The organism is Bradyrhizobium sp. 186, assembly GCF_023101685.1.
GTDB lineage: Bacteria > Pseudomonadota > Alphaproteobacteria > Rhizobiales > Xanthobacteraceae > Bradyrhizobium.
Window position 1 is genome coordinate 5848937 of record NZ_CP082164.1, and the last position, 22430, is coordinate 5871366.

20 protein-coding genes are annotated in these 22430 nt (G+C 64.7%); 11 read left to right on the plus strand and 9 right to left on the minus strand.

Annotated features, from left to right (window positions below; translation table 11 throughout):
- Positions 1-116: 116 nt before the first annotated feature.
- Positions 117-1397 carry an O-acetylhomoserine aminocarboxypropyltransferase gene (locus IVB18_RS28130; RefSeq protein WP_247983662.1) on the plus strand — a complete coding sequence of 427 codons (1281 nt, stop codon included), beginning with the start codon at positions 117-119 and terminating at the stop codon, positions 1395-1397.
- Positions 1398-1539: 142 nt separating this feature from the next.
- On the plus strand, positions 1540-1881 hold the full coding sequence (locus IVB18_RS28135) for a hypothetical protein (protein ID WP_247983663.1): 342 nt from the start codon (positions 1540-1542) through the stop codon (positions 1879-1881).
- 19 nt (positions 1882-1900) lie between these two features.
- Here the strand turns inward: IVB18_RS28135 and IVB18_RS28140 are convergent, their stop codons facing one another.
- The gene (locus tag IVB18_RS28140) at positions 1901-2983 is read right to left on the minus strand and encodes a COX15/CtaA family protein (protein ID WP_247983664.1); all 1083 of its coding nucleotides are present in this window, start codon (positions 2981-2983) and stop codon (positions 1901-1903) included.
- A gap of 110 nt (positions 2984-3093) precedes the next feature.
- On the opposite strand from IVB18_RS28140, the gene IVB18_RS28145 reads away from it, so the two are divergent.
- Positions 3094-3315 carry a DUF2842 domain-containing protein gene (locus IVB18_RS28145; protein ID WP_247983665.1) on the plus strand — a complete coding sequence of 74 codons (222 nt, stop codon included), beginning with the start codon at positions 3094-3096 and terminating at the stop codon, positions 3313-3315.
- On the opposite strand, the gene IVB18_RS28150 is transcribed toward IVB18_RS28145, so the two are convergent.
- Positions 3305-4348, minus strand: a complete 1044-nt coding sequence (locus tag IVB18_RS28150; protein WP_247983666.1) for a polysaccharide deacetylase family protein — start codon at positions 4346-4348, stop codon at positions 3305-3307. The two genes, IVB18_RS28145 and IVB18_RS28150, sit on opposite strands and share 11 nt — an antisense overlap.
- A 131-nt stretch (positions 4349-4479) precedes the next feature.
- Here IVB18_RS28150 and IVB18_RS28155 point away from each other — a divergent pair, with 131 nt between their 5' ends.
- Positions 4480-5661 carry a GNAT family N-acetyltransferase gene (locus IVB18_RS28155; RefSeq protein WP_247983667.1) on the plus strand — a complete coding sequence of 394 codons (1182 nt, stop codon included), beginning with the start codon at positions 4480-4482 and terminating at the stop codon, positions 5659-5661.
- A gap of 76 nt (positions 5662-5737) precedes the next feature.
- Here the strand turns inward: IVB18_RS28155 and IVB18_RS28160 are convergent, their stop codons facing one another.
- Positions 5738-7981 carry an exopolysaccharide transport family protein gene (locus IVB18_RS28160; protein WP_247983668.1) on the minus strand — a complete coding sequence of 748 codons (2244 nt, stop codon included), beginning with the start codon at positions 7979-7981 and terminating at the stop codon, positions 5738-5740.
- Between the two features lie 203 nt (positions 7982-8184).
- Here IVB18_RS28160 and IVB18_RS28165 point away from each other — a divergent pair, with 203 nt between their 5' ends.
- The 3 genes from IVB18_RS28165 to IVB18_RS28175 all read left to right on the plus strand — a co-directional run bounded on the left by IVB18_RS28165 (position 8185) and on the right by IVB18_RS28175 (position 12428).
- Positions 8185-9318: a glycosyltransferase family 4 protein gene (locus IVB18_RS28165; RefSeq protein WP_247983669.1), complete on the plus strand. Its 1134-nt coding sequence runs from the start codon at positions 8185-8187 to the stop codon at positions 9316-9318.
- Positions 9319-9437: 119 nt separating this feature from the next.
- Entirely contained in the window at positions 9438-10985 is a 1548-nt protein-coding gene (locus tag IVB18_RS28170) for an undecaprenyl-phosphate glucose phosphotransferase (protein WP_247983670.1), read from the plus strand.
- Between the two features lie 186 nt (positions 10986-11171).
- Positions 11172-12428: an O-antigen ligase family protein gene (locus tag IVB18_RS28175; RefSeq protein ID WP_247983671.1), complete on the plus strand. Its 1257-nt coding sequence runs from the start codon at positions 11172-11174 to the stop codon at positions 12426-12428.
- On the opposite strand, the gene IVB18_RS28180 is transcribed toward IVB18_RS28175, so the two are convergent.
- Positions 12397-12873 (minus strand): MarR family transcriptional regulator, encoded by a 477-nt coding sequence (locus IVB18_RS28180; protein WP_247991753.1) that lies wholly within the window; start codon positions 12871-12873, stop codon positions 12397-12399. The two genes, IVB18_RS28175 and IVB18_RS28180, sit on opposite strands and share 32 nt — an antisense overlap.
- Before the next feature lie 147 nt (positions 12874-13020).
- On the opposite strand from IVB18_RS28180, the gene IVB18_RS28185 reads away from it, so the two are divergent.
- The gene (locus IVB18_RS28185; RefSeq protein WP_247983672.1) at positions 13021-14217 is read left to right on the plus strand and encodes an FAD-dependent monooxygenase; all 1197 of its coding nucleotides are present in this window, start codon (positions 13021-13023) and stop codon (positions 14215-14217) included.
- Between the two features lie 138 nt (positions 14218-14355).
- Here the strand turns inward: IVB18_RS28185 and IVB18_RS28190 are convergent, their stop codons facing one another.
- From IVB18_RS28190 to IVB18_RS28205, 4 genes are read right to left on the minus strand one after another with little or no spacing between them, the layout of a single operon-like run.
- The gene (locus IVB18_RS28190; RefSeq protein WP_247983673.1) at positions 14356-15534 is read right to left on the minus strand and encodes a saccharopine dehydrogenase NADP-binding domain-containing protein; all 1179 of its coding nucleotides are present in this window, start codon (positions 15532-15534) and stop codon (positions 14356-14358) included.
- A gap of 27 nt (positions 15535-15561) precedes the next feature.
- Complete coding sequence (locus IVB18_RS28195) at positions 15562-16740, minus strand: saccharopine dehydrogenase NADP-binding domain-containing protein (RefSeq protein ID WP_247983674.1); 1179 nt, start codon at positions 16738-16740, stop codon at positions 15562-15564.
- Positions 16741-16749: 9 nt separating this feature from the next.
- On the minus strand, positions 16750-17532 hold the full coding sequence (locus tag IVB18_RS28200) for a DUF169 domain-containing protein (RefSeq protein ID WP_247991754.1): 783 nt from the start codon (positions 17530-17532) through the stop codon (positions 16750-16752).
- A 52-nt stretch (positions 17533-17584) separates the two neighbouring features.
- The gene (locus tag IVB18_RS28205; RefSeq protein WP_247991755.1) at positions 17585-18352 is read right to left on the minus strand and encodes a YdcF family protein; all 768 of its coding nucleotides are present in this window, start codon (positions 18350-18352) and stop codon (positions 17585-17587) included.
- 188 nt (positions 18353-18540) lie between these two features.
- Between IVB18_RS28205 and IVB18_RS28210 the strand changes: the two genes are divergently transcribed.
- The 3 genes from IVB18_RS28210 (at position 18541) to IVB18_RS28220 (ending at position 20429) form a co-directional block, all read left to right on the plus strand.
- On the plus strand, positions 18541-19482 hold the full coding sequence (locus tag IVB18_RS28210; protein WP_247983675.1) for an acetamidase/formamidase family protein: 942 nt from the start codon (positions 18541-18543) through the stop codon (positions 19480-19482).
- A gap of 200 nt (positions 19483-19682) precedes the next feature.
- The gene (locus tag IVB18_RS28215; RefSeq protein WP_007603456.1) at positions 19683-19880 is read left to right on the plus strand and encodes a hypothetical protein; all 198 of its coding nucleotides are present in this window, start codon (positions 19683-19685) and stop codon (positions 19878-19880) included.
- Between the two features lie 72 nt (positions 19881-19952).
- Positions 19953-20429 (plus strand): GcrA family cell cycle regulator, encoded by a 477-nt coding sequence (locus tag IVB18_RS28220; RefSeq protein WP_247983676.1) that lies wholly within the window; start codon positions 19953-19955, stop codon positions 20427-20429.
- Between the two features lie 275 nt (positions 20430-20704).
- Here IVB18_RS28220 and IVB18_RS28225 read toward each other — a convergent pair whose 3' ends face one another.
- On the minus strand, positions 20705-22261 hold the full coding sequence (locus IVB18_RS28225) for a porin (RefSeq protein WP_247983677.1): 1557 nt from the start codon (positions 22259-22261) through the stop codon (positions 20705-20707).
- Between the last annotated feature and the right edge of the window lie 169 nt (positions 22262-22430).

Here is a 22430-nt window from a genome sequence, read left to right on the forward strand (position 1 = left end):
TCGCGAACGCGACGATGCGTAGCGCGATCATTCCCTGTGAAGCCGCGCCTTGACGGCAGCCGCGGCGCCGACCAGCATGCCGCGCGATTTCAGAACACAAGAACAGGACGCCCTCAATGAGCGATCGCCTTCCGGGATTTTCGACCCTCGCCGTGCATGCCGGTGCACAGCCCGATCCCACCACCGGTGCGCGCGCGACTCCGATTTATCAAACGACGTCTTTCGTCTTCAATGACGCCGACCACGCCGCCTCGCTGTTCGGCCTGCAGGCATTCGGCAACATCTATACCCGCATTGGAAATCCCACCAACGCGGTGCTGGAAGAGCGCGTCGCGGCGCTCGAGGGCGGCACGGCTGCGCTCGCGGTCGCCTCGGGACATGCGGCCCAGGTCGTGGTGCTGCAGCAATTGCTCCAGCCCGGCGACGAATTCATCGCCGCGCGAAAACTCTATGGCGGCTCGATCAACCAGTTCACGCACGCGTTCAAGAGCTTCGGCTGGAACGTGGTGTGGGCCGATCCGGATGACATCGCAAGCTTCGAGCGCGCGGTGACGCCGCGCACGAAAGCCATCTTCATCGAGTCCATCGCCAATCCCGGCGGCAGCATCACCGACATCGAGGCGATCTCGACGGTGGCCCGCAAGGCGGGCGTACCCCTGATCGTCGACAACACGCTGGCCTCGCCCTATCTGATCCGCCCGATCGATCACGGCGCCGACATCGTCGTGCACTCGCTGACGAAATTTCTGGGCGGCCATGGCAATTCGCTCGGCGGCATCATCGTCGATGCCGGCACCTTCGACTGGTCGACGGGGGGCAAATATCCGATGCTGTCCGAGCCGCGGCCCGAATATCACGGCATCAAGCTCCAGGAGACGTTTGGCAATTTCGCCTTCGCGATCGCCTGCCGCGTGCTCGGCCTGCGCGACCTCGGGCCGGCGCTGTCGCCGTTCAATGCTTTCATGATCCTGACCGGCATCGAGACGCTGCCGCTGCGCATGCAGAAGCACTGCGACAATGCCAAGGCGATCGCCGAATTCCTCGCCGGTCATCCGGCCGTGACTTCGGTGAGCTATGCGGGCCTTGCCAGCGACAAGTACAACCAGCTCGCGCGCAAATACGCGCCGAAGGGCGCTGGCGCCGTGTTCACCTTCAGCCTGAAGGGCGGCTACGATGCCGGCGTCAGCCTGGTGTCGAACCTGAAGCTGTTCTCGCACCTTGCCAATGTCGGCGACACCCGCTCGCTCGTCATCCACCCGGCCTCGACCACGCACAGCCAGCTCGACGACGCCGCCAAGGTCAAGTCCGGCGCCGGCCCCGACGTGGTGCGGCTCTCGATCGGCATCGAGGACAAGGAAGATCTGATCGCGGATCTGGAGCAGGCGCTGGGGGCGTAGTCGCCGTCATCGCCGTCGTTCCGGGATGGTCCGCAGGACCGAACCCGGAATGACGGGCTTCGGTTAACAGTCATTAACCATATCTAACCATATCTGCCGCATACATCGCCTTTGGATCACTCCTCTTGATTCGGAGCCGACGATGCTGCGCTGGATGGTGCCTGCCCTTGCGGCGATGCTGACGGTGTCAGGCGCCCTCGCCGCCGATCTCCCGGCGACGGCCAAGCGACGCGCCGCCGCACCGCCGCCGGAGCGGAAGGTCTATGTCGAGACCGATCCGGATGCGCTGATCTCGCCGGCCTATGGCATCGGCAGCTACATCCGCAATCTGCCGGGCACGCCGCTCCTGCCCGGCTCCCACACGCTGCCGGGCTATTACGGCCGCCCCTGGGACTACGACTATCAGGGCTCGTATTACGGCGGGAAGCAGGTCGACTACTTCTGGCGGCTGCCCTACTCGTGCGGCATCTACGGCTATTGCTGATCAGCCGGGCTGATGATGATCAGCCGACCTGACCGGCCGGAACTGCCCGAGGCTGCGCTTGCGCAGATTGCCGTGAGGCCAGTCGCTCCGCCTGCATCACCGCGAGCGTCAACACGAGGATCGCAACAGCCTGGTGCGCGAGCGCCAATCCAATCGGCACCTGGTTGAGCAGCGTGAGGATACCGAGCACCGCCTGCAGGCTCACCGCCGCAAACAGCCACAGCGCGCCGCTCGCCGCTGAACCTGCGCGCGACCGCACGGCGTCGAGCGCGTGCAGCGCGGCCAGCACAAACAGCGCATAGGCCGCCATGCGGTGCTCGAACTGCACCGTCAGCACGTTGTCGAACAGATTGCGCCACCACGGCGTCTCGAACCACAGCCGATCCGCGGGTGGAATGAAGGCGCCGTCGATGGCGGGCCAGGTGTTGTAGGCACGCCCGGCGCGCAGGCCCGCAACCAGCGCGCCGAAATAGATCTGCACGAAGGTCACCGCGAGAAGCAGCGCGCTCGTGAACCGCAGCCGCGCGGGCGCTGCAATCTGCGGTCGCTCGGCCAGACGCCGTACCGTCCAGACGATGCCGGCGAAGATGAGCAGCGCCAGCACCAGATGCGTCGCGAGACGATATTGCGACACCTCGACCCGCTCCGCCAGACCGGAAGCCACCATCCACCAACCGACTGCGCCCTGGAGCCCGCCGAGCGCAAACAGCAGCCACAGCCGTCGTTTCAACTCACCGGACAGGCCGCCGCGCCACAGGAAGAACAGGAACGGCAGCAGATAGGCGCCGCCGATGAAACGGCCGAGCAGCCGGTGGCTCCATTCCCACCAGAAAATCTCCTTGAACTCGGACAGGCTCATGCTCGCATTGAGCTCGCGATATTGCGGAATCTTCTTGTAGGCCTCGAACGCCTCGGTCCATTGCGTCTCCGAGAGCGGCGGCACGCTGCCCGTGACCGGCTTCCATTCGACGATCGAGAGCCCGGATTCCGTCAGCCGTGTTGCGCCGCCGACCAGCACCATCAGCGCGATCAGCGCGGCCACGGAAATCAGCCACCAGCGCAGGGCGCGATGCGGCTCGGACGGGTTGGAAATCGTCGTCATTTCAGGGGCTAAACCAGGGCTTTAAACCAATGAGGCTTGAACCGGACTGCGTGCCCCTTATAGTCCCCCGCTCCCGCAGCGCAAGTTAAGCGAAAGCCGCAACGTCCGCCATGAAGATTCGCGCCCGCAAGTTCCTCGGCACCATCGCGCTCCTGGTGCTGGCCGCCGTCTGGGCGCTGCTCGGCATGGCGCTGGCGCAGATGCCGTGGATCGCCGAGTCCGGCTGGCTGCAGGCGATCTACTACGTCGTCGCGGGCATGGGCTGGGTGCTGCCGGCAATGCCGATCGTGAGCTGGATGCAGCGGCCCGATCGCGCCAAATCTAATTCGTAGCGCCGCCCGTCGGCTTGACCTGCGCAAACGCAACGCCCGACACCAGCACGCGCATCATGCGCAGCGACCGCACCCGGCCATCCCAGGAAATTCTTGGCAGCGCGCGCAAATTGGTCCGCCCCTCCGCATCCACGATGCCTGGTATCGTCGACACCGCGCTGGCAAAGCCCGCCTCCTCTGCCATCACGACATGACCGCGGCGAAACGATAAGCGATCGCCGAACGGATACGCCAGATGCCGGATCTCGCGGTGGAAGGCCGCTTCGGCCACCGCCTTGCCCATCGTCATCTCGCGCAGCGCGGCCGCGTCCTTCATGTTGGCGAGAACGGGATAGTTCACGGTCGCGCTGCCGATCGTGACCAAAGGATCGGCCGCGAGCTTGGTCAGATCCTCCCAATTCATCGACGCCTCGCGCGAGACGGACGCAAGATCGATGCGGTAACGCGTGCAGAGATCGTTGATCGCGGCCGACAAATCCGCCGGCGGCAGCGAGCGCAACCAGCTCTCGACGAACGAAAACAGCGCCTGCTTCTCGGCATTGCTGGTGACGGTGAAGCGCTGCTCCCTGTCGCCCATCATCAGGCTGATGCGGCTCTCCCGCGCGATCACCTGCTCGAGCCCGAGCCACCACGCCTGGCCCACGCCATCTGGAAAGGCGGTCGGAACGTAGACTGTAAAGGGCACGCCGTGGCGCGCCAGCACCGGATAGGCAAAGCTGATCAGGTCCTTGCCGGCGCCATCGAAGGTGAGCGCCACGAAGCGCCGCTTCTCCGGCAGCGTCACGGCGCGCCGGCAGACCTCGTCCATGCCGAGAAAGTCATACCTCCATCGCTTCAGCGCGCGAATAGCGCGGTCGAGGAACTGCGGCGTGATCTCGTTCTCGCGCAGCGCCTGGAACGCGCCGCTCCGCCGCGGCCGCACGCGCTCGAAGCGCAGGATCGCGCCAGCGCCGCGGCTGCGCAACAGCGGCTGGCCGGTGAACCAGGCCAGTTCAAGCCGCAGCCGCTCCAGCCATCTGTCGTCGGAGGCCAATATCCCACCTTCGCGTTCGCCGGCTGCCCGTTCCCTCTCTTACTGTCATTACCCTTTGTTGACATTTCTTTGCAAAGGTCGGCCACAGGCCGAAATACCCTAAATTTTCGTTTTCCCGACAGGTTTCGCGAATGACCATGGCTGCGGCGATGCAAAGCCGGACGGCAGAAGCGCCAGCGCGGTCGAAAGCGAGCCGCATCGCGCATGTCGACATCGTCGGCGATCCCGGCGAGGCCGAGCCGGTCTGGCGTGCGCTCGAGGAACCTGGCCACCTTTCCACGCCCTATCAGCGTTTCGATCTCCTGAGCCCGTGGCAGCGGCTGGTCGGCAGCCACGAAGGCGCCCGTCCCTTCATCGTCATTGCCTACGACGCCGAACGCCGGCCGCTCCTGCTGCTGCCGCTCTCGCTGCGCCAAAGCCACGGCGTGCGCACGGCCTGCTTCATGGGCGGCAAGCATACGACCTTCAACATGGGGCTGTGGAACGCCGAGTTCGCGGCGCAAGCCGAGGCCGCCGATCTCGACGCGCTCTTCGCGCCGCTGCGCGAGCATGTCGACGTGCTGGCGCTGGCGCAGCAACCGCTGCGCTGGCACGACCAGCAGAACCCGTTTGCAGCTCTCCCGCGGCAGAGCTCGATCAATGGCTGCCCGCTGCTGGCGATGGAGCCCGGCGGCCCTCCCGCATCGCGGATTGGCAATTCCTTCCGCCGCCGGCTGAAGAGCAAGGAGAAGAAGCTCCAGCCGCTCGCCGGTTATCGCTATCACCTCGCCGTCACCGATGCGGACGTCACCCGCCTGCTCGACTGGTTCTTTCGCGTCAAGCCGGCGCGGATGGCGGAACAGAAATTGCCGAACGTGTTCGCCGAGCCGGGTGTCGAGCAGTTCATTCGCGGCGCCTGCCTCACGCCGCGCGGCGAAGGCCGCGTCATCGACATCCATGCGCTCGAATGCGACGACGAGATGATCGCGATCTTCGCCGGCGTCGCCGACGGCCAGCGCTTCTCGACGATGTTCAACACCTACACGATGTCGGAACACGCGCGCTACAGCCCCGGCCTGATCCTGATGCGCTACATCATCGATCGCTACGCCGAGCGCGGCTACCGCTCGCTCGACCTCGGCATCGGCTCGGACGATTACAAGCGGATGTTCTGCAAAGCCGATGAAGACATCTTTGACAGCTTCGTGCCCCTGACCTCGCGCGGCAAGCTCGCGGCCATGGCGATGTCCTCGCTCAACCACGGCAAGCGCCTGGTGAAGCAGAACCAGATGCTGTTCGATCTGGCACAGAGGCTGCGACGGGCGTTCGGGTAGACGTCGCAAGCTCAACGACGATCTATGCCCCCGCAAGCTCTCTCGCCTTCTGCCCTTGTGCGAGAGAGAAAAACAGCTACGCCGCCACCACGCGCGGGCCGGTCTCGCCCGCATCCGACGGCTGCACCGGCTTGCTCAGCATCGTCACCTCGTTGAAGCCGACCGCCCTCAGCTGCTCGCACATCAGCGCGCGCGCATCCGAGGTCATGGACGCATCGGGCACCACGACGGCGCGGGCATTCGCCGTCAGGAGCTCGGCGGGCAGGTCGGAGGCGCTGCCGGCGTCGATCAGCACGTGATCATAGGCTCGCAGCAAAGCATCGATCGCGAGCGTCACCCGCGGCGACTGCAGCAGGCTGCGATCGAAACCCGGCCGGCCGGCCATGACCAGATGCAGCCGCGAGAGCTTGTCCCTGGTGATGACTTGCGCGAACGACGCCTCGCCCTGCATCAGTTCGGCAAGACCGGGCGCCGAGGCATCGACGGACACTGCGGCGATCGTCGGCGAGGATGCGGCGAGATCGACCACGACGACACGGGCGTCGCGCGCCAGATGGCGGGCGAGCGTCAGCGTCGACAGCGTGATGGCATCGCCCGACGCCGTGCCGAGCACCGTAACCTTCTTCGCCGCCACGCCTGCGGCGCGCAGGCTGTCGGCCAGTTGCCCGATCTCGGCGACTTCGCTGACATCCACATCTGTCGTCATCTTCGGCTGAAGCGGTGCGGGCTCCGCCACCACCGGATCGACAACCGGCTCCTGGCGAACCGACGCTGCCGGCGCCGGGATGAACGCGGCGACGGCGCGCGGCGCGGTCTGGCGCAGCAGCTCCCCGGTGACGACGACACCGGAAGCGAGCAGCAGCGTCGCCAGCGTCGCGATCAGCACGATCGGCAGCTTCTTCGGATAGGCCGGCGTGTTTGAGACGATGGCGCGCGAGATGACGCGGCCTTCCGTCGGCGCGGTATCGATGGTCTCGCGGGTGTTGGCTTCGCGGTATTTGGCGAGATAGGTCTCGAGCAGGTCGCGCTGCGCCTTGGCCTCGCGATCGAGCGCGCGAAGCTGGACGTCCTGACCGTTGGTCGACGTCGCCTGCTTCTTGAGCTGATCGAGGCTCGCCGTCAGGCCGTCGACCCGGCCGCTGGCGATCCGCGCGTCGTTTTCGAGCGAGCGGGAAATCTTGGCCGCCTCGTCGCGAATTTGATTGTCGAGATCGCCAAGCTGAGCCTTCAGCTCCTTGATCCGCGGGTGATTGCCGAGCAGCGTGGATGACTGTTCGGCGAGTTGCGCACGTAGCGTCACCCGCTGCTCCGACAGCCGCCGCATCAATTCGGAGTTCACCACCTCGGACGCCTCGATCGGCTTGCCGCTCTGGAGCATCTCGCGGATCAGCCGCGCCCTGGATTCCGCGTCCGCCTTCATCGCGCGCGCATTGTTGAGCTGGGTGTTGACCTCGCCCATCTGCTGGTTCGACAGCGTCGTGTTGTTGGTGCCGACGAACAGGCTCGACTTGGAGCGGAAATCCTCGGCCTTCGTCTCGGCATCGGAGACCTTCTTGCGCAGATTCTCGATCTCGCCCGAAAGCCACTGGCTCGCATTGCGCGCCTGGTCCTGGCGCGCATTCTGCTGCAGCACGAGATAGCCGTCGGCGATCGAATTGGCGACGCGCACGGCAAGCTCGGGATCGGCCGACTGGAATTCGACCACGATCACGCGCGACTTGTCGACGGCGTAGGCCTGGAGGCGGTCGTAGTAGGCGTCAAGCACGCGCTCTTCCGGCGTCATCGAGAACGGATCGCGGCCGATGCCGACGAGGGCCGCAAGCGACTTCAGCGGCGAAATCCCCTGGAGCACCGGATCGAATTCGGGCCGCTCCGCGAGCTTGTTCTTCTTGATGATTTCGCGCGCGAGGTCGCGCGACAGCACGAGCTGCACTTGGCTGGTGACGGCCTCGGGGTCGAGTGCCTGCCGCTCCTCGGTGCTGCGGTCGCTGCTCGGCCGCAGGAACACGTTCTCGCGTCCGTCGATTAGGATGCGCGACTCGGATTTGTAGCGCGGCGTGACGAGATTGACGACGGCGACCGAGGCCACGAGCGCCAGCACCGTGGGCACGATAATCCAGCCACGCTTGCGGGCAAGCGCACCCCCGAGTGCGTGCAGATCGATGTCACCGGATTCGACTGGCGCCTGCTTCACCGCGACGGGCGCGGGCTTGGCTTCAACCTTGGCTTTGGCTTCAGGCTTTGGTTCGGCTTTGGGCTTCGACACAGCCCGCTCGACCACCGCCTTGTCCTTGCCGGCACGCCAGAACGCTAAACGCATCGAACACTCCCGCAGGGGCAACGCCACTAATCTGCCTCAACCGGGGCGATTACACTCCATTAAGGTTGCCGCTGGGTTAATTGCGGCTTCTCGCGACTGGCGCGCACCTTGTCGTCACCGTTTGTTAACCACGAGGGCTCTTAATCCGTCTCGATATTTCGAGAACTTTGTTCGGCATTCGCCGTCGAGCGCTGGTTTTAATCATGCCCCCCTCTCCGGACCAGCCGCTTCGCATTCTGCACGCCGTGCGCGCGCCCGTGGGTGGCATCTTCCGTCACATTCTCGACCTCGCCAACGGCCAGATCGATCGCGGCCATCATGTCGGCATCCTCGCCGACAGCCTCACCGGCGGCGAGCGCGCCGAAAAGGCGCTTGAAGAACTTGCGCCGCGGCTGAAGCTCGGCGTGCACCGCATCGCGATCCGCCGCGAACCGTCGCCGGACGATTTCCTGGTGTGGCTTCGCATGCGGCGCCTGGTCGCCACGCTCAAACCCGACGTTCTGCATGGCCACGGCGCCAAGGCCGGCGCTTTCGTCCGCATGCGGCGACGCGCCGACGACACCATCCGCATCTACACCCCGCATGGCGGCTCGCTGCATTATCCCCTCAACACGTTCAAGGGCGAGTTTTACGCCCGGCTCGAACGGACGCTGATGGACGCGACCGACCTGTTCCTGTTCGAGAGCGCCTTTGCCCGCGACACCTATCAACGCATCGTGGGCACGCCCAAGGGCGTGGTGCATTGCGTCTTCAACGGCGTGACGCCGGAGGAGTTCGAGCCGGTCGTCACCACTGAGGACGCCACCGACCTCGCCTATGTCGGCGAGTTCAGGCACATCAAGGGCGCCGACCTCTTGGTCGATGCGGTCGCGCGCCTGCATGCGAACGGCAGGAAGGTCACGCTGACCCTCGGCGGCGACGGCGAGGAGACGGCCGCTTTGAAGGCGCAGGTCGAGAAGCTTGGTCTTGGCAGCGCCATCCGCTTCATCGGCCACGCCAAGGCGCGCTACGGCTTTTCCAAGGGGCGGCTTTTGGTCGTGCCCTCGCGCGGCGATTCCATGCCCTATGTGGTCATCGAGGCGGGAGCTGCCGGCATTCCCATGATTGCGGCCCGCGTCGGCGGCATCCCTGAGATCTTCAGTGCTGAGAGCCCGGCCTTGTTCACGGCGAGCAACGCGGAAGCGATGGCCGAGGCAATTGCGGCCGCGCTCGACGATCCGCAGGCGACCGCACAGCGCGCAACATCCTTGCGCGAGCGCATCTCGGCGCATTTCTCACAGCAGGCGATGGTTGACGGCGTGCTCGCGGGTTATCGCGACGCATTTGCCAATCATTAACCATCCTTAAGACCGCTTTAGAGAATCTTCCGAATTGTCCGCTAATCCAAGTGCCAGGGGATGCTCGCCCGGGGCGCAAAGCCGCGGCCCGCGGGTTTTTGGAATGGACGTGGACGCCCGTGGACCCGCTCAACGCACGCTCGATGCTCGATGCCGCGACCAGCGCCGCGGCCAAGCCGGCTGACCAGCCCTTTGTCGAACGCCGCCGCCGCCTGACCCCGGCCGCGCTTGAGGTCGTCAACCAGAAGGTCGCCCGCGCCTATTCGCCGATCGTGATCACCGGCGCCGTGCGTGCGGTCGATTTCGTCGTGCTAAGCTTGGTCGGCATCACGCTTTACTTTGGCTACGTCATGCCGCTCACCGGCTTCCGCTGGGATTATCTCGCGGAGATTGTCGCTGTCGCAGTCGCCGCCGTGGTCTGCTTCCAGGCCGCCGACATCTATCAGGTGCAATTGTTCCGCGGGCAGCTCCGGCAGATGACGCGAATGATCTCGTCCTGGTCGTTCGTCTTCCTGCTGTTCATCGGCGCCTCGTTCTTCGCCAAGGTCGGCAGCGAAATGTCGCGGCTGTGGCTCGCCGCTTTCTACTTCCTGGGGCTCGCCGCGCTCATCTCGGAGCGAATCGTGCTGCGCTCGCTGGTGCGCAACTGGGCGCGGCAGGGCCGGCTCGACCGCCGCACCATCATCGTCGGCTCCGACCGCAACGGCGAGGAGTTGGTGGAGGCGCTGAAGGCGCAGGAGGATTCCGACATCCATGTGCTCGGCGTGTTCGACGACCGTAACGACAGCCGTGCGCTCGACACCTGCGCCGGTGCGCGCAAGCTCGGCAAGGTCGACGACATCGTCGAGTTCGCCCGCCGCACCCGCGTCGATCTCGTGCTGTTCGCGCTGCCGATCTCGGCAGAGACGCGCATCCTGGAGATGCTGAAGAAGCTGTGGGTGCTGCCGGTCGACATCCGCCTGTCCGCGCACACCAACAAGCTGCGCTTCCGTCCCCGCTCCTATTCCTATCTCGGCGAGGTGCCGACGCTCGACGTGTTCGAGGCGCCGATCACCGACTGGGATCTCGTGATGAAATGGCTGTTCGACCGCATCGTCGGCGGCCTCGCGCTGCTCGCAGCCTTGCCGTTGATGGGATTGGTGGCGTTGGCGGTGAAGCTCGACAGCCCTGGCCCCGTGCTGTTCCGTCAGAAGCGTTTCGGCTTCAACAATGAGCGCATCGATGTCTACAAGTTCCGCTCGATGTATCATCACCAGGCCGACCCGACCGCCTCGAAGGTCGTGACCAAGAACGATCCGCGCGTCACCCGCGTCGGCCGGTTCATCCGCAAGACCAGCCTCGACGAGCTGCCGCAGCTCTTCAACGTGCTCTTCTCCGGCAATCTCTCCCTGGTCGGCCCGCGTCCGCATGCGGTGCAGGGCAAGCTCCAGAGCCAACTGTTCGACGAAGCCGTCGACGGCTATTTCGCCCGCCACCGCGTCAAGCCCGGCATCACCGGCTGGGCCCAGGTCAACGGCTGGCGCGGCGAGATCGACAATGAAGAGAAGATCCAGAAGCGCGTCGAGTTCGACCTCTACTACATCGAGAACTGGGCGGTGCTGTTCGACCTCTACATTCTCCTGAAGACGCCGGTCTCGCTGCTGACCAAGAACGAGAGCGCGTATTGAGATCGTCGTGCCCGAGCCACACTGTCATCGCCCGACTTGACGGGGCGATCCAGTAATCACCGGCAGCGGAAACTGCCACGAGCGCCTCGAAGTACTGGATGCCCCACTCCAGTGCGCAAGTGCGCACAAGGCGGGGCATGACTGCGGAAGTTGTTTGTACCAGTAGCGTAAGCATGTGAGCGTGCGATGGCGTATGCGGCGACAGCCGGGGAAATGAATGCAGCCGCGCCGGCTGCACTCGGCGTGCTGGCCCTGCAGCGCGCGCTGGTGTGGTTGGTCGGCGCCTCCGGGGCGATCGTCTTCATCGAGCCGAGCCCCTACGAAATCGTGACGCTGCTTGCCACCGTCACCTTCTTTGCCACTGGCCTGCGCTTGAGCCTCGTGCTGATGCCGCTGGTGCTGATGCTGGTCCTGCTTAATGTCGGCTACACCATCAGCGCGATCCCGCTGCTCGACCAGTCCGAAGTCGCAAGCTGGATCGCGACCTCCTGGTACATGGCGGTGACCGTGATGTTCTTCGCCATGGTGACCTCCGAGGACACGGCGGCCCGGCTCGACATGCTGCGCCGCGGCCTCGTGGTCGGCGCGATGATCGCTTCGCTCTCGGCGATCGCGGGCTATTTCAATCTCGTTCCCGGCGGGCGCGACCTGCTGACGCTGTACGAGCGCGCGCGCGGCACCTTCAAGGACCCGAACGTGCTCGGCGCCTTCCTGATCCTGCCGGCGCTGTTTTGCCTCCAGAGCGTGGTCTCCGACCGGTTCGGCAAGGCGTTCCGCAACGTCATCGCCTTCGGCATCATGGCGCTCGCGATCCTGCTCGCGTTCTCCCGCGCCGCCTGGGGCGGCCTGGTCCTGACCTCCGCCTTCATGCTGGCACTGATGGTCCTGACCAGCCGGACCAACGCGCAGCGCTCGCGCATCATCATCATGGCGATCGTCGCCGCGGTGCTGGGCCTGGCGCTGATCGCGGTCCTCCTGTCGTTCGACTCGATCGCCGAGATGTTCAAGCAGCGCGCGAGTTTCGACCAGAGCTATGACGAAGGCCGCTTCGGCCGGTTCGGCCGGCATGTCCTCGGCGCGGAGATGGCGCTCGACCTGCCGTTCGGCATCGGGCCGCTGCAATTCCACCGCTTCTTCCCCGAGGACACCCACAACTCCTACCTGAACGCCTTCATGTCCGGCGGCTGGCTCTCCGGCGTCTGCTATCCCGCGCTGGTCTTCACCACGGTGATCATGGGATTTCGGCACATCTTCGTCCGCGTGCCCTGGCAGCGCGCTTATCTCGTCGTCTTCTCCGCCTTCGTCGGCACCGTCGGCGAAAGCTTTGTGATCGACACCGACCACTGGCGGCACTTCTGGATGATGCTGGGCGCGATGTGGGGCATGATCGCAGCCGCGCAGGCCTACAAGATCAAGGCCGGCGAGGAAGCTTCCGCAGCTTGAGATCGGGGCGCTTCTCCGGCGGCGTATCGATCAGGCCCTTCAGCGCTGCGGTGGCCGCGAGCACGCCCTTGTAGCCCTCATTGGCGAAGCGCAGCAGCAGGCGCAGCTCCTCGTCGGAATAGGCGCCGAAGACCTTCTCCATCGCCTGCTGCATCGGCACGTAGAACTGGCCGATCTTCATGGCCGCCTCGGGCACGACGGCGATGAACACCTTGCGGCGATCCGTTTCATCCCGCTCGCGGCGCACGAGGCCCGCCTTCTCGAGCCGATCGACCACACCGGTGATGGCACCGGTCGTGAGGCCTGTCACCTCGGCGAGCCGGCCCGCGGTGACGCGGCCTTCGAGATAGAGGATGTCCATGCATTCGAGGTCGGAATTGGCAATTCCCGCAACGTTCGCAACGGTCTGGCCATAGAGCACGCCCTGCGCGGACGACCGCCGCATCGCTTCCTCGAGTTGCTGCAATAACGCCGTGCGCGCCTTTGCCCTTGACAAGGCCGACCTCATATCTTAGCCAATATATATCTTAGCCACTAAGAGATTTAGCGACCTTAAATTCTCCTAGCACCACGGAAACGTCGGGAGCAAGCTATGCATAACCGTCCCCGCAAGGCCCTGATCATCGGCGTCGGCATCGCCGGGCCCGTCACCGCGATCCTGCTGCGCCGCGCCGGCATCGAATCCGCGATCTACGAGGCCTGGCCCTATTCCAAGGGCATCGGCGGCGGCCTCCAGATCGCGCCGAACGGGATGCACGTCTTGGACGAGATCGGCCTCGCCGGCGAGCTGATCAGCCGCGGCTCGATCGCGAACTCCTTCGACTTCTATTCGCAGCGCGGAGAGAGGCTCGGCTCGATCAACCGCGACATGGAGCGGCGCTTCGGCCAGCCCGCGGTCAACGTCTGTCGCGCCACGCTGAACGAAATCCTCATCGACAAGGCCTGGTGCTCCTGCGTCTCGCTCTATTTCGACAAGCGCCTGATCAAGATTGAGGACCGCGGCGACCAGCCGATCACCGCCTATTTCGCCGACGGTACCACCGCCGAGGGCGACTTCCTGATCGGTGCGGACGGCGTGCACTCGGTGGTTCGGCGCCAAGTGATCCCGGACGGGCCCGTCCCGTTCAACACCGGCCTGATCGGCTTCGGCGGCTTCGTGCCGCACGCAGTCCTCGACGGCAGGCCGATCGGCGGGCACGTCGAGACCACGTTCGGGCAGAGCGGCTTCTTCGGCTATGGCTATTGCAGCCCCGATCCGACCGACGGCGTGATGTGGTGGAGCACCCAGCCCGCGGACGGCATGGATGCCGCGATGTTTCGCGCGCTCGACGAGAGGACGCTGAAGCAGCATTTGCGCGGCTTCCACCGCGGCTGGCACGACCCCATCCCTGATATCATCGAGGCCGCCGAGAACATCGTCGTCACCGATACGCTCGATGTGGCGACGTTGCTGACCTGGTCGCGCAAGCGCTCGCTGCTGATTGGTGATGCCGCGCATGCAACCAGCCCCCATGCCGGCCAGGGCGCCTCGCTGGCGCTCGAGGATGCGATGCGGCTGGCGCGCCTGATGCAGGACGGCCAGGAGCTCAGCGCCACCTTCCAGGCTTTCGAGGCCGAGCGGCGTCCGCGCACCGAGAAGATCGTGGCAATGGCCCGCCGCAACGGCAACAGCAAGCGCGAGTTCAGCGCCACCGGCGCCTGGGTCAGAAATCAGATGATGAAATGGCTGTTGCCGCTCGGCTCCAAGAGCATGGAGTTCATGTACGCGTATGACGCGAGGGCGGCGTAGCAAGGACACAGTCATGCCCCGCGAAGGCGGGGCATCCAGTACGCCGCGGCCTCTCGATTCGATCACGACTGTCTCTGGAATACTGGATCGCCCGGTCAAGCCGGGCGATGACACCGCGGTTGTGCCGCGCGACCGAGTCTACGTCTCCACCCCGAACGTCAGCCCCGCATACTCCTGTAGCCGCTTGATCAGCTTGTGCTGCATCGCCGCGCCCGGTGTCCAGAAGCCGGCCGGGACATCCGTCGCATCACGCAACAGGCAGATCGCGCATTCGGAGATGATCTTCGCCGTCGATGCGTAGCCTGGATCGAGATCGCCCTTGACCGCGGCGCGAACCTGACGACCATCAGGGGCGATCGCAACGTAGAGCAGATCGTAGTAGCCATTGTCGCGCTCCTCCTTGGACGGTCCATCACCGGGCTTGAGCGCATCGGGGCCCGTCTTTTCGCTGTTTGCTGCCATGACGCGCTTCGCGTTGACCTGCCCTTCCTCTCCCGCCCCCGTGAGCACCATCTCGTCGTAGACGAAGTCCCTGCCATACGGGAATCCCATCATCATGTTGGATCGGTGGACGTTGCGCGTGTTGAGCGTCGCCATCGCGAACGGAGCGGCCCAGGATTGCAGGTCCTCCTCGAAGACGGGCTTGTTGGCGCGCGGCTGTTTCGGACCTTCGAAGCCGGGCGTGAATGCAAATGGGTCTTTGAGGATCGACACCAGGCTGAGATCCTGCGCCACTGCCTCGAAGGTGACCCTTGCGCTTGCCGAGGTGCCGCCGGAGAACTTCCAGCTGATGTCGCGGACGCGGCCCTTGACGCGCGGCGCCGCCGCACCGAACGCACGCTTGGCCTCCTCCTGCACGAAGAACGCACCGAGTTCGAACGGCACGGAGTCGAAGCCGCAGGAGAACATGATGCGGGCGCCGCTCGCCTTCGCTGCGGCCTCTTGCTTATCGATCATCTGCTTCATCCAGATCGGCTCGCCACAGAGGTCCATGTAGTCGGTGCCGGAGGCGACACAGGCGGCGAGCAGGTCGGATCCATAGAGCTGGTACGGACCGACAGTGGTGATCACCACCTTCGCTTGATCGACCATCGCCTGTAACGACACGGGATCGGAAGCATCGGCAATGATGAGCGGTGTGTCAGCCGCCGCGCCTATCGCATCGCGCACCGACGCGAGCTTGTCTCTGCTTCGCCCCGCCATCGCCCATGTCAGCTTCTTATCGTCCCCGTATTGCGCGGCGAGATATTCAGCAACGAGCCGGCCGGTGAACCCGGTTGCGCCGTAGAGGACAATATCGAATTTTGACGATGACAAAGATCAGGCCCCGAGCACCGCGCGAACTTAGGTTTCCACCCCGAACGTCAGCCCCGCGTGCGCCTGCAGCCGCTTGATCAGCTTGTGCTGCATCGCTGCGCCCGGCGTCCAGAAGCCGGCCGGGACATCCGTAGCATCGCGCAACATGCAGATCGCGCATTCGGAGATCATCTTCGAGGTCGAACCGTAACCGGGATCGCGGTCGCCGGTGACGCCGGCGCGGACCTGACGGCCGTCGGGTGCGATCGCGACATAGAGCAGATCGAAGCGGCCGCTCTCGCGCTCTTCTTTCGACGGCCCCTCGCCCGGCTTCGGTGCGTTCGGACCGGTCTTCTCGGCATTCGCGGCCATCACGCGCTTCGCGTTCGCCTCGCCCTTCTCGCCGGGACCGGTCAAGACCATCTCGTCGTAGACGAACTCCTGGCCGTAAGGGAATCCCATCAGCATGTTGGAGCGGTGAACGTTGCGCGTGTTGATCAGCGCCATCATGAACGGCGCGGCCCACGATTGCAGATCTTCCTCAAAGGCCGCTCTGTTGCCCTTCGGTTGCTTCGGACCGGTGAACCCGGGCGTCAGCGCAAAGTGATCGTTGAGAATGGCGACGAGGCTGAGATCCTTGGAGACCGCATCGAAAGTCGCCTTCGCGCTCGCGGCGGTGCCGCCTGACAGCGTGCCGCGCATGTCGCGCACACGCCCCTTCACGCGCGGGGCCGGCGCACCGAACACGCGCTTGGCTTCTTCCTGCACGAAGAACGCACCGAGCTCGAACGGCACGGAATCGAAGCCGCATGAAAACACGATGCGCGCGCCGCTCGCCTTGGCTTCAGCCCCGTACTTGTCGATCATCTGCCGCATCCAGATCGGCTCGCCGCAGAGGTCGAAGTAATCGGTGCCCGTTGCCACGCAGGCCGCGAGCAGTTCCTCGCCATAAAGCTGATACGGGCCGACGGTCGTGATCACCGACATCGTCTGCTCCGCGATCGCCTTCAGCGAGGCCGCGTCGGACGCATCCGCCACGAGCAGCGGCGTGTTCCCGGGCGCGCCGATCGCATCGCGGACCGATTTCAGCTTGCCGAGGCTACGACCCGCCATCGCCCATTTGAGCGCCTTGTCGTCCTTGTAGTGCGCGGTCAGATATTCGGCGACGAGCTGGCCGGTGAAGCCGGTCGCGCCATAGACGACGATGTCGAATTTCGTAGAGCTCATGGTCGACCTTTACTTCTTCGCGTAGCTCACGCCCATGCCGGCACGGACGTCACTTTGAATACCATAGGGCGGGATCGGATAACGCAGGCCGTTTTTAGCCAGCGCCTTCATGCCCTCGATCGCCTTGGCGAGATGCTGGGGCTTCAGCGCCATCAGCATCTCCTCGTCCGGCACGCCGCCATAGCGCCGTTCGGCATAGCATGGCAAGGACAGGCTGGGCTCGCCGGTCTTGAGCGCCCGCCCCCAGGAATCCGCGCAGGCGGTCTCGCCGACCACGCCCCATTCGAACTTCCTGTAGCCGGTATATTGCAGGCCGTTGATCAGGATGATCATCTGCCCCGGCGTTGCATAGACGAGGCAGATGTCGGGCGGATCGAGCCGGCCGCTCGAAAGAGGGCTCACCGCGAGCGCCTGGTACTGGCCGAACGGCACCACGTCCAGCGCCTCCTGCCGCTTGCGTGCATCCTCGGCGGTGCCGTGCCAGACGCCGACATAATTTTCGCCCGCGAGCCATTTTTCGTCCTGCGGCGCAAGGCCGATCACCGCGCGGCACTGCGCGCCGACGAGATCGTCGGCGGTGATGCCGACGGTCCAGCCCAAACGCGCGGCCATGCTGACGATCTGGTCGGTGGTGTGGACCGCGTTCGGCCGCCGGATCTTCGGGATCGCCTCCATCTCCGCAGCACGTGCGAACAGCTTCATGCCGATCACCGTGGTCCTCAGCCGCAACAGGCTGTTGAGATCGGCAACGAGGCCGGCAAGATCGATCGTGTCTGCGCTCTGCTGCGGCATGGCGTCCTCCGGGTCGGCGATCACGCCGGTCATCTTTATCTTGTCGTCGTTTCTAGTGCTTGGCCGGGCCCGGAAGCAACTCGCCGGTCCTGCCCATGAGGCGGTAGGCCACGAGGCCGATCCATTCGCGCACGGCCAGGTCGGTTCTGCCGAGCCCATCGGCACTGTTGTTGGTGAAGGAGAAAAGGTCGTCACGCCCGCCCATCCGCCAGTCCACGGGATAAGCTTCGACATCGAATCCGGCCTTGCGAAAAATCCCCATCGAGCGCGGCATGTGGAAGGCCGACGTGACCAGAAGCCAGCGCTCGCCCGGCTTCGGGGTCAACAGCTGTTTCGTGAAGATTGCATTCTCGTAGGTGTTGCGGGAATTCCGCTCCAGGATCAGGCGCTCCTTCGGTACACCCAGATTTTCCAGGATCGGCGCAGAGTAGTCGGCTTCCCTGGCATCGGTCGAGACTAGGTTCGCGGTTCCTCCGGTGAAGACAACGCGCGCATTCGGATAACGGCGCGCGAGCTCAGCCGGCGCAAACAAGCGATCGGCCGCGTGCGAGACGACGGGCGTGTGATGCGCCGCCGACAGGTCGGTGTCGACGGAGCCGCCGAGCACGATGATGCCGTCCGGCGCACCGCGCGACGGATCCCACGGCGGAAAGCGCGACTCCAAGGGATAGAGCAAGAGATTGCCGAGCGGAGAAAATGCCGCCAATGCCAGCAAGACCAATGTGGTCACGGCGAGCTTGCGACCGACCGCGGCAAAGCGCGTCACCATCAGCACGAGCGACAGGATGCCGAGTTCGACCAGGAGATTGATCGGCAGCAGCGCGGCGCCGAAGGTCTTGGAAAGGACAAAAAGCAGGGGAGCCTCGCTGGAATGATCGTGCTTGTTGCGCGCGGACTTGACCCGCGCGTCCATCTTCAATCTTCTTGGAAGAGGATCGATTGCCTGGTCAAGCCCGGGCATTGCAGGTTCTCATGGCGCATTCAGCTGAAACCGACCAGAGGCGTCCAATGACCCATCACCACCTGCATTCGAGCCCCGAGACCTGCCACTGGGGCTTCTTTGAAGCCGCCCTCAAGCCTGTCCTCACCATCGCGAGCGGCGATGAGGTGACAGTCGACACCATCAGCGGCGGGCCGGACGTCCTGCCCGACCGCAACGATTTTCATATTCCGCCGGAGATGTTCGAGGTTCATGCGCAGAACGAGCGCATGCTGCCCGGCCACATCCTCACCGGCCCGATCGCCGTCAGCGGCGCCGAGCCCGGCGACGTGCTCGAGGTCGATATCCTCGACGTCAAGCTCCGGCAGGATTGGGGCTGGAATCTGATCAAGCCGCTGTCCGGCACCCTGCCCGACGATTTCCACGAGAGCCGAGTCCTGAACATTCCCTTGGACCGGACCCGGATGGTCGGCCGCATGCCCTGGGGGCTCGACCTGCCCTTAAAACCGTTCTTCGGCGTGATGGGCGTTGCGCCGCCGCCGGCCTGGGGCCGCATCACCTCGCTGATTCCGCGCGCCATGGGCGGGAATCTCGACAACAAGGAGCTCGGCACCGGCGCGACGTTGTATTTGCCGGTGTTCGTGCCCGACGCGCTGTTCTCCTGCGGCGACGGCCACGGCGTGCAGGGCGACGGCGAGGTCTGCGTCACCGCGATCGAGACCGCGCTGCAAGGCCGCTTCCGCCTCACCCTGCGCAAGGATTTGCGGCTCGATTATCCCCGCGCCGAAACGCCGTCGCACTACATGACCATGGCGATGGACCCGGACCTCGACCAGTGCGTGGTGCGGGCGCTGCGCGACATGATCGCGCTGCTCGGCGAGAAACGAAACCTGTCGCGCGAGGACGCCTACACGCTGTGCAGCCTGGCCGCCGATTTGCGGGTGACGCAGACCGTCAACGGCTCCAAGGGCATCCATTGCATGATCGAAAAGGCGATCGTGCACGGCTGATCCAACCCGCCTTCCCTGGCTGTCTCCGCTCCGCCGCCGCACGATCTCGCGCGCGGGTGCGCCATGCCGTCCAAAATTTCTTCAGCGATTCCAACGAACTGAACCACCGCTCCAGCCCGGATTTGACTTCCAGCCCCGAACCTAAATAGAGTCTTAATCGTTACTTTTATGTACCCGAGTAAGAGGTTAGCGTTCGGGCCATGGCCACCGAAAAAGCCGAGACTGACCGCATTCCCGTAACCTTGGCGCTCTCGACCATCACCTATCTCGAAAAACTGGTGAGACAGGGCACCCACGGCACCAGCGTTCCCGGCGTTGCGCGGACATTGATCGAGGAAGGCATCCGTCTCGCCATCAAGGACGGGCTTCTGTCGATTCGCGACAATGGCAGGACGTGAGCGCGCGCCGAACGTGAGGCGGACGGATCTCGCAGGCGGATGGCCGACATCTGCAACCTGGGACCGTTACAAATGCCTGTTCTCTCACCAACCTGGACCGACGAACGAATCGAACTTCTGAAGCAGCACTTCGAGGCCGGCCTGTCCTGCCGCGAGATCGCCGCCGACATCGGTGTCAGCCGCAACGCCGTGATCGGCAAGCTGTCCCGGCTCAATCTGACGCGCGGTCGGTCGACCGACGAGCGCAAGCTCGACAGGAGCTTCGCGCACGCCCGCGCGCCCAAGGCGGTGCCGCGGCTGCAATATGAAATGCTGGCTACACTCTATGGCGAGAGCAGCGCGCCTGCGGTGGTGGGGCCGATCGACGAGGCCAATCGCTGCTCACTGCTCGAGCTCGCCGAGAATCGATGCCGTTGGCCGATCTCGACGCCGGGTGCGGAGGATTTCTGCTTCTGCGGCAACACCGCGCCCGACGGCCAGTCTTATTGCGCTGGCCACAGCCGCCTCGCCTACCGGCCAAATTCGCGCGCCCGTGTCATGCGAGCCTGACCCGCGTCACCGCATCCCGAAAAGAGAAAAACCTCCGGCAGGGCACTGCCGGAGATTTCTGGAGGTCTAGCATCAAGCTAAGAGCCGCAACTTTCGTAATCGGCTGAGAGCTATATAGCTTAGTAACTCAGGTAAGTAAATAAGTTTCGCGACGTTCGAATCGCATAGCTCGTCTTCGTCGCTTGCGTGGGAGGCTGCCCGATTTTCCGAAAGCCTTTCGGAAAAAGCCCCGGCGGTGTCCCGCCGGGGCTTCGTCAGATCGAAACGACCCGAGCTTACCAGTTGCGCTGAGCGCGCAGCAGCAGGCTGTAGGTGTCCTGGTCCTTCAGCTCATACGTTGCCGCAGGCTTGGCAACGCTGGTGAGCGCCGGCGTCGTGATCACGCCCGAGTACTTCTGGTCGAGGTGGCTGTAGGTGAAGTCAGCCGAGAAGGTCAGGTTCTTGACCGGCGTCCAGCGGGTGATGACACCGATCTGCCCGATGTTGAAGTCCGGGTTGCAGGTGCCGGTCAGGGTCGCGAACGCGGCGCTGCCGCAGATCAGGCCCTTGGCCGTGCCGCTGTAATTGACGGCAGCCCACGCACCATAGAGCGCCGAGTTCCAGTACGGGCTCCAGTTGTGGGTGTAGGCACCACGGAAGCCGTAGGTCTTGGTCAGCTCGAGCCCGCCGCCGGGAGCGAACACCGCATCAGACACGCCGGCGAAGCCGATGCCCTGATACGCGCCGCTCGAGCTGCCGAACATCGAGTAGCTGGTCGCTGCCAGCTCCTGGAAGTTGTAGCGGCTCGCACCGTCGGTGTAGACGCCCGAGATGTTGATCACGTCGCCGGCGCCGGTCGGAATGTTCTTGATGGACAATGCCAGCTGAACGGCCCAGCCCCACTTGTCTTCCGGGTGACCGGCAGCTTCGCTCGCGCCGTAGTAGCCGACCTGGTTGTCGTGCGCGGCAACCGACGCCTGGAACAGGCCCCAGGCCTGGTCGACGCGGACCATGCCGACGAGGTCGGGAGACCGGCTGCCGCCGATGTCGTTCGAGCCGTAAGCGCCGCCGAGGACGCCCGCGGTGGTCATGCCGGCAGTGTTCCAGATGTTGGTCTGGAAGACCTGAGTCTGATCCTGCGCCGAGAACGCAGCCGTCACGCCCTGGCCGAAATCGGCCGTGTACGTGAACTGGGCGACGCCGTTGGTGGTGCCGCTGCCGCCGACCAGCTGGTCGAAGTTGTTGCCGGGATAGTTGATCCAGGGCGCGTCGAACTGCGACACGGCCTTACCCATCGTGAAGCCGGCGAACTGGATGAAGGCGTAGTAGACGCCGAGCGAACCGCCCGAGATCGCGCCGTCGGTGCCGTTGACCGCGCCACCGCTCGAACCGATCAGGCCGGTGCCGGCCGCGTTGAGGCCGAGCGTACTGCTGTACTGGGTAGCACCCGTGCCGCTGCCGGCGCCGACATAGTTGCCGGTCGTCCAGGTGAAGACCGCATCGAAATAGGTGCGGACCACGCCGTATTCGGTCGCGGTGCGCGTGTCGATGTTGAGATCTTCACGAGCGCGCATCGAGTAGTAGTTGGTCAGGCGGTTGTTCGCCGCAAAGACGCCGTTGTACTGAGCGCTGTAGTTGCCGCCGGCGTTGAGCGCCACTTCGGCACGCAGATAGCCGCCCAGCTTGATGCAGGTGTCGCTGCCGGGGATGTAGTAGAATCCCGCGCCGTAGAGCGTGCAGATCTTCACGTACTCGACCGCCTTGGCCTTGACCGGAAGATCAGCCGCCTGTGCTCCACCGACGGCGATCAGAACCGCCGCAGTGCCGAGCAAAAGGCTCTTCACCACTTTCATTTAAAACCTCCAACTTGTTCATTTTACGGAGACTGGACCGTCAGGCCCCCCAGATCCCCGTCTCTTAAAACCCGCTCGGCCGCTTCGCGCTTTCGGACACACCCGCTTGAACGAGAGGGACGTGAGCGAACCACCACCTGCAACGGGACGATCGAGTACCCCCCACCGT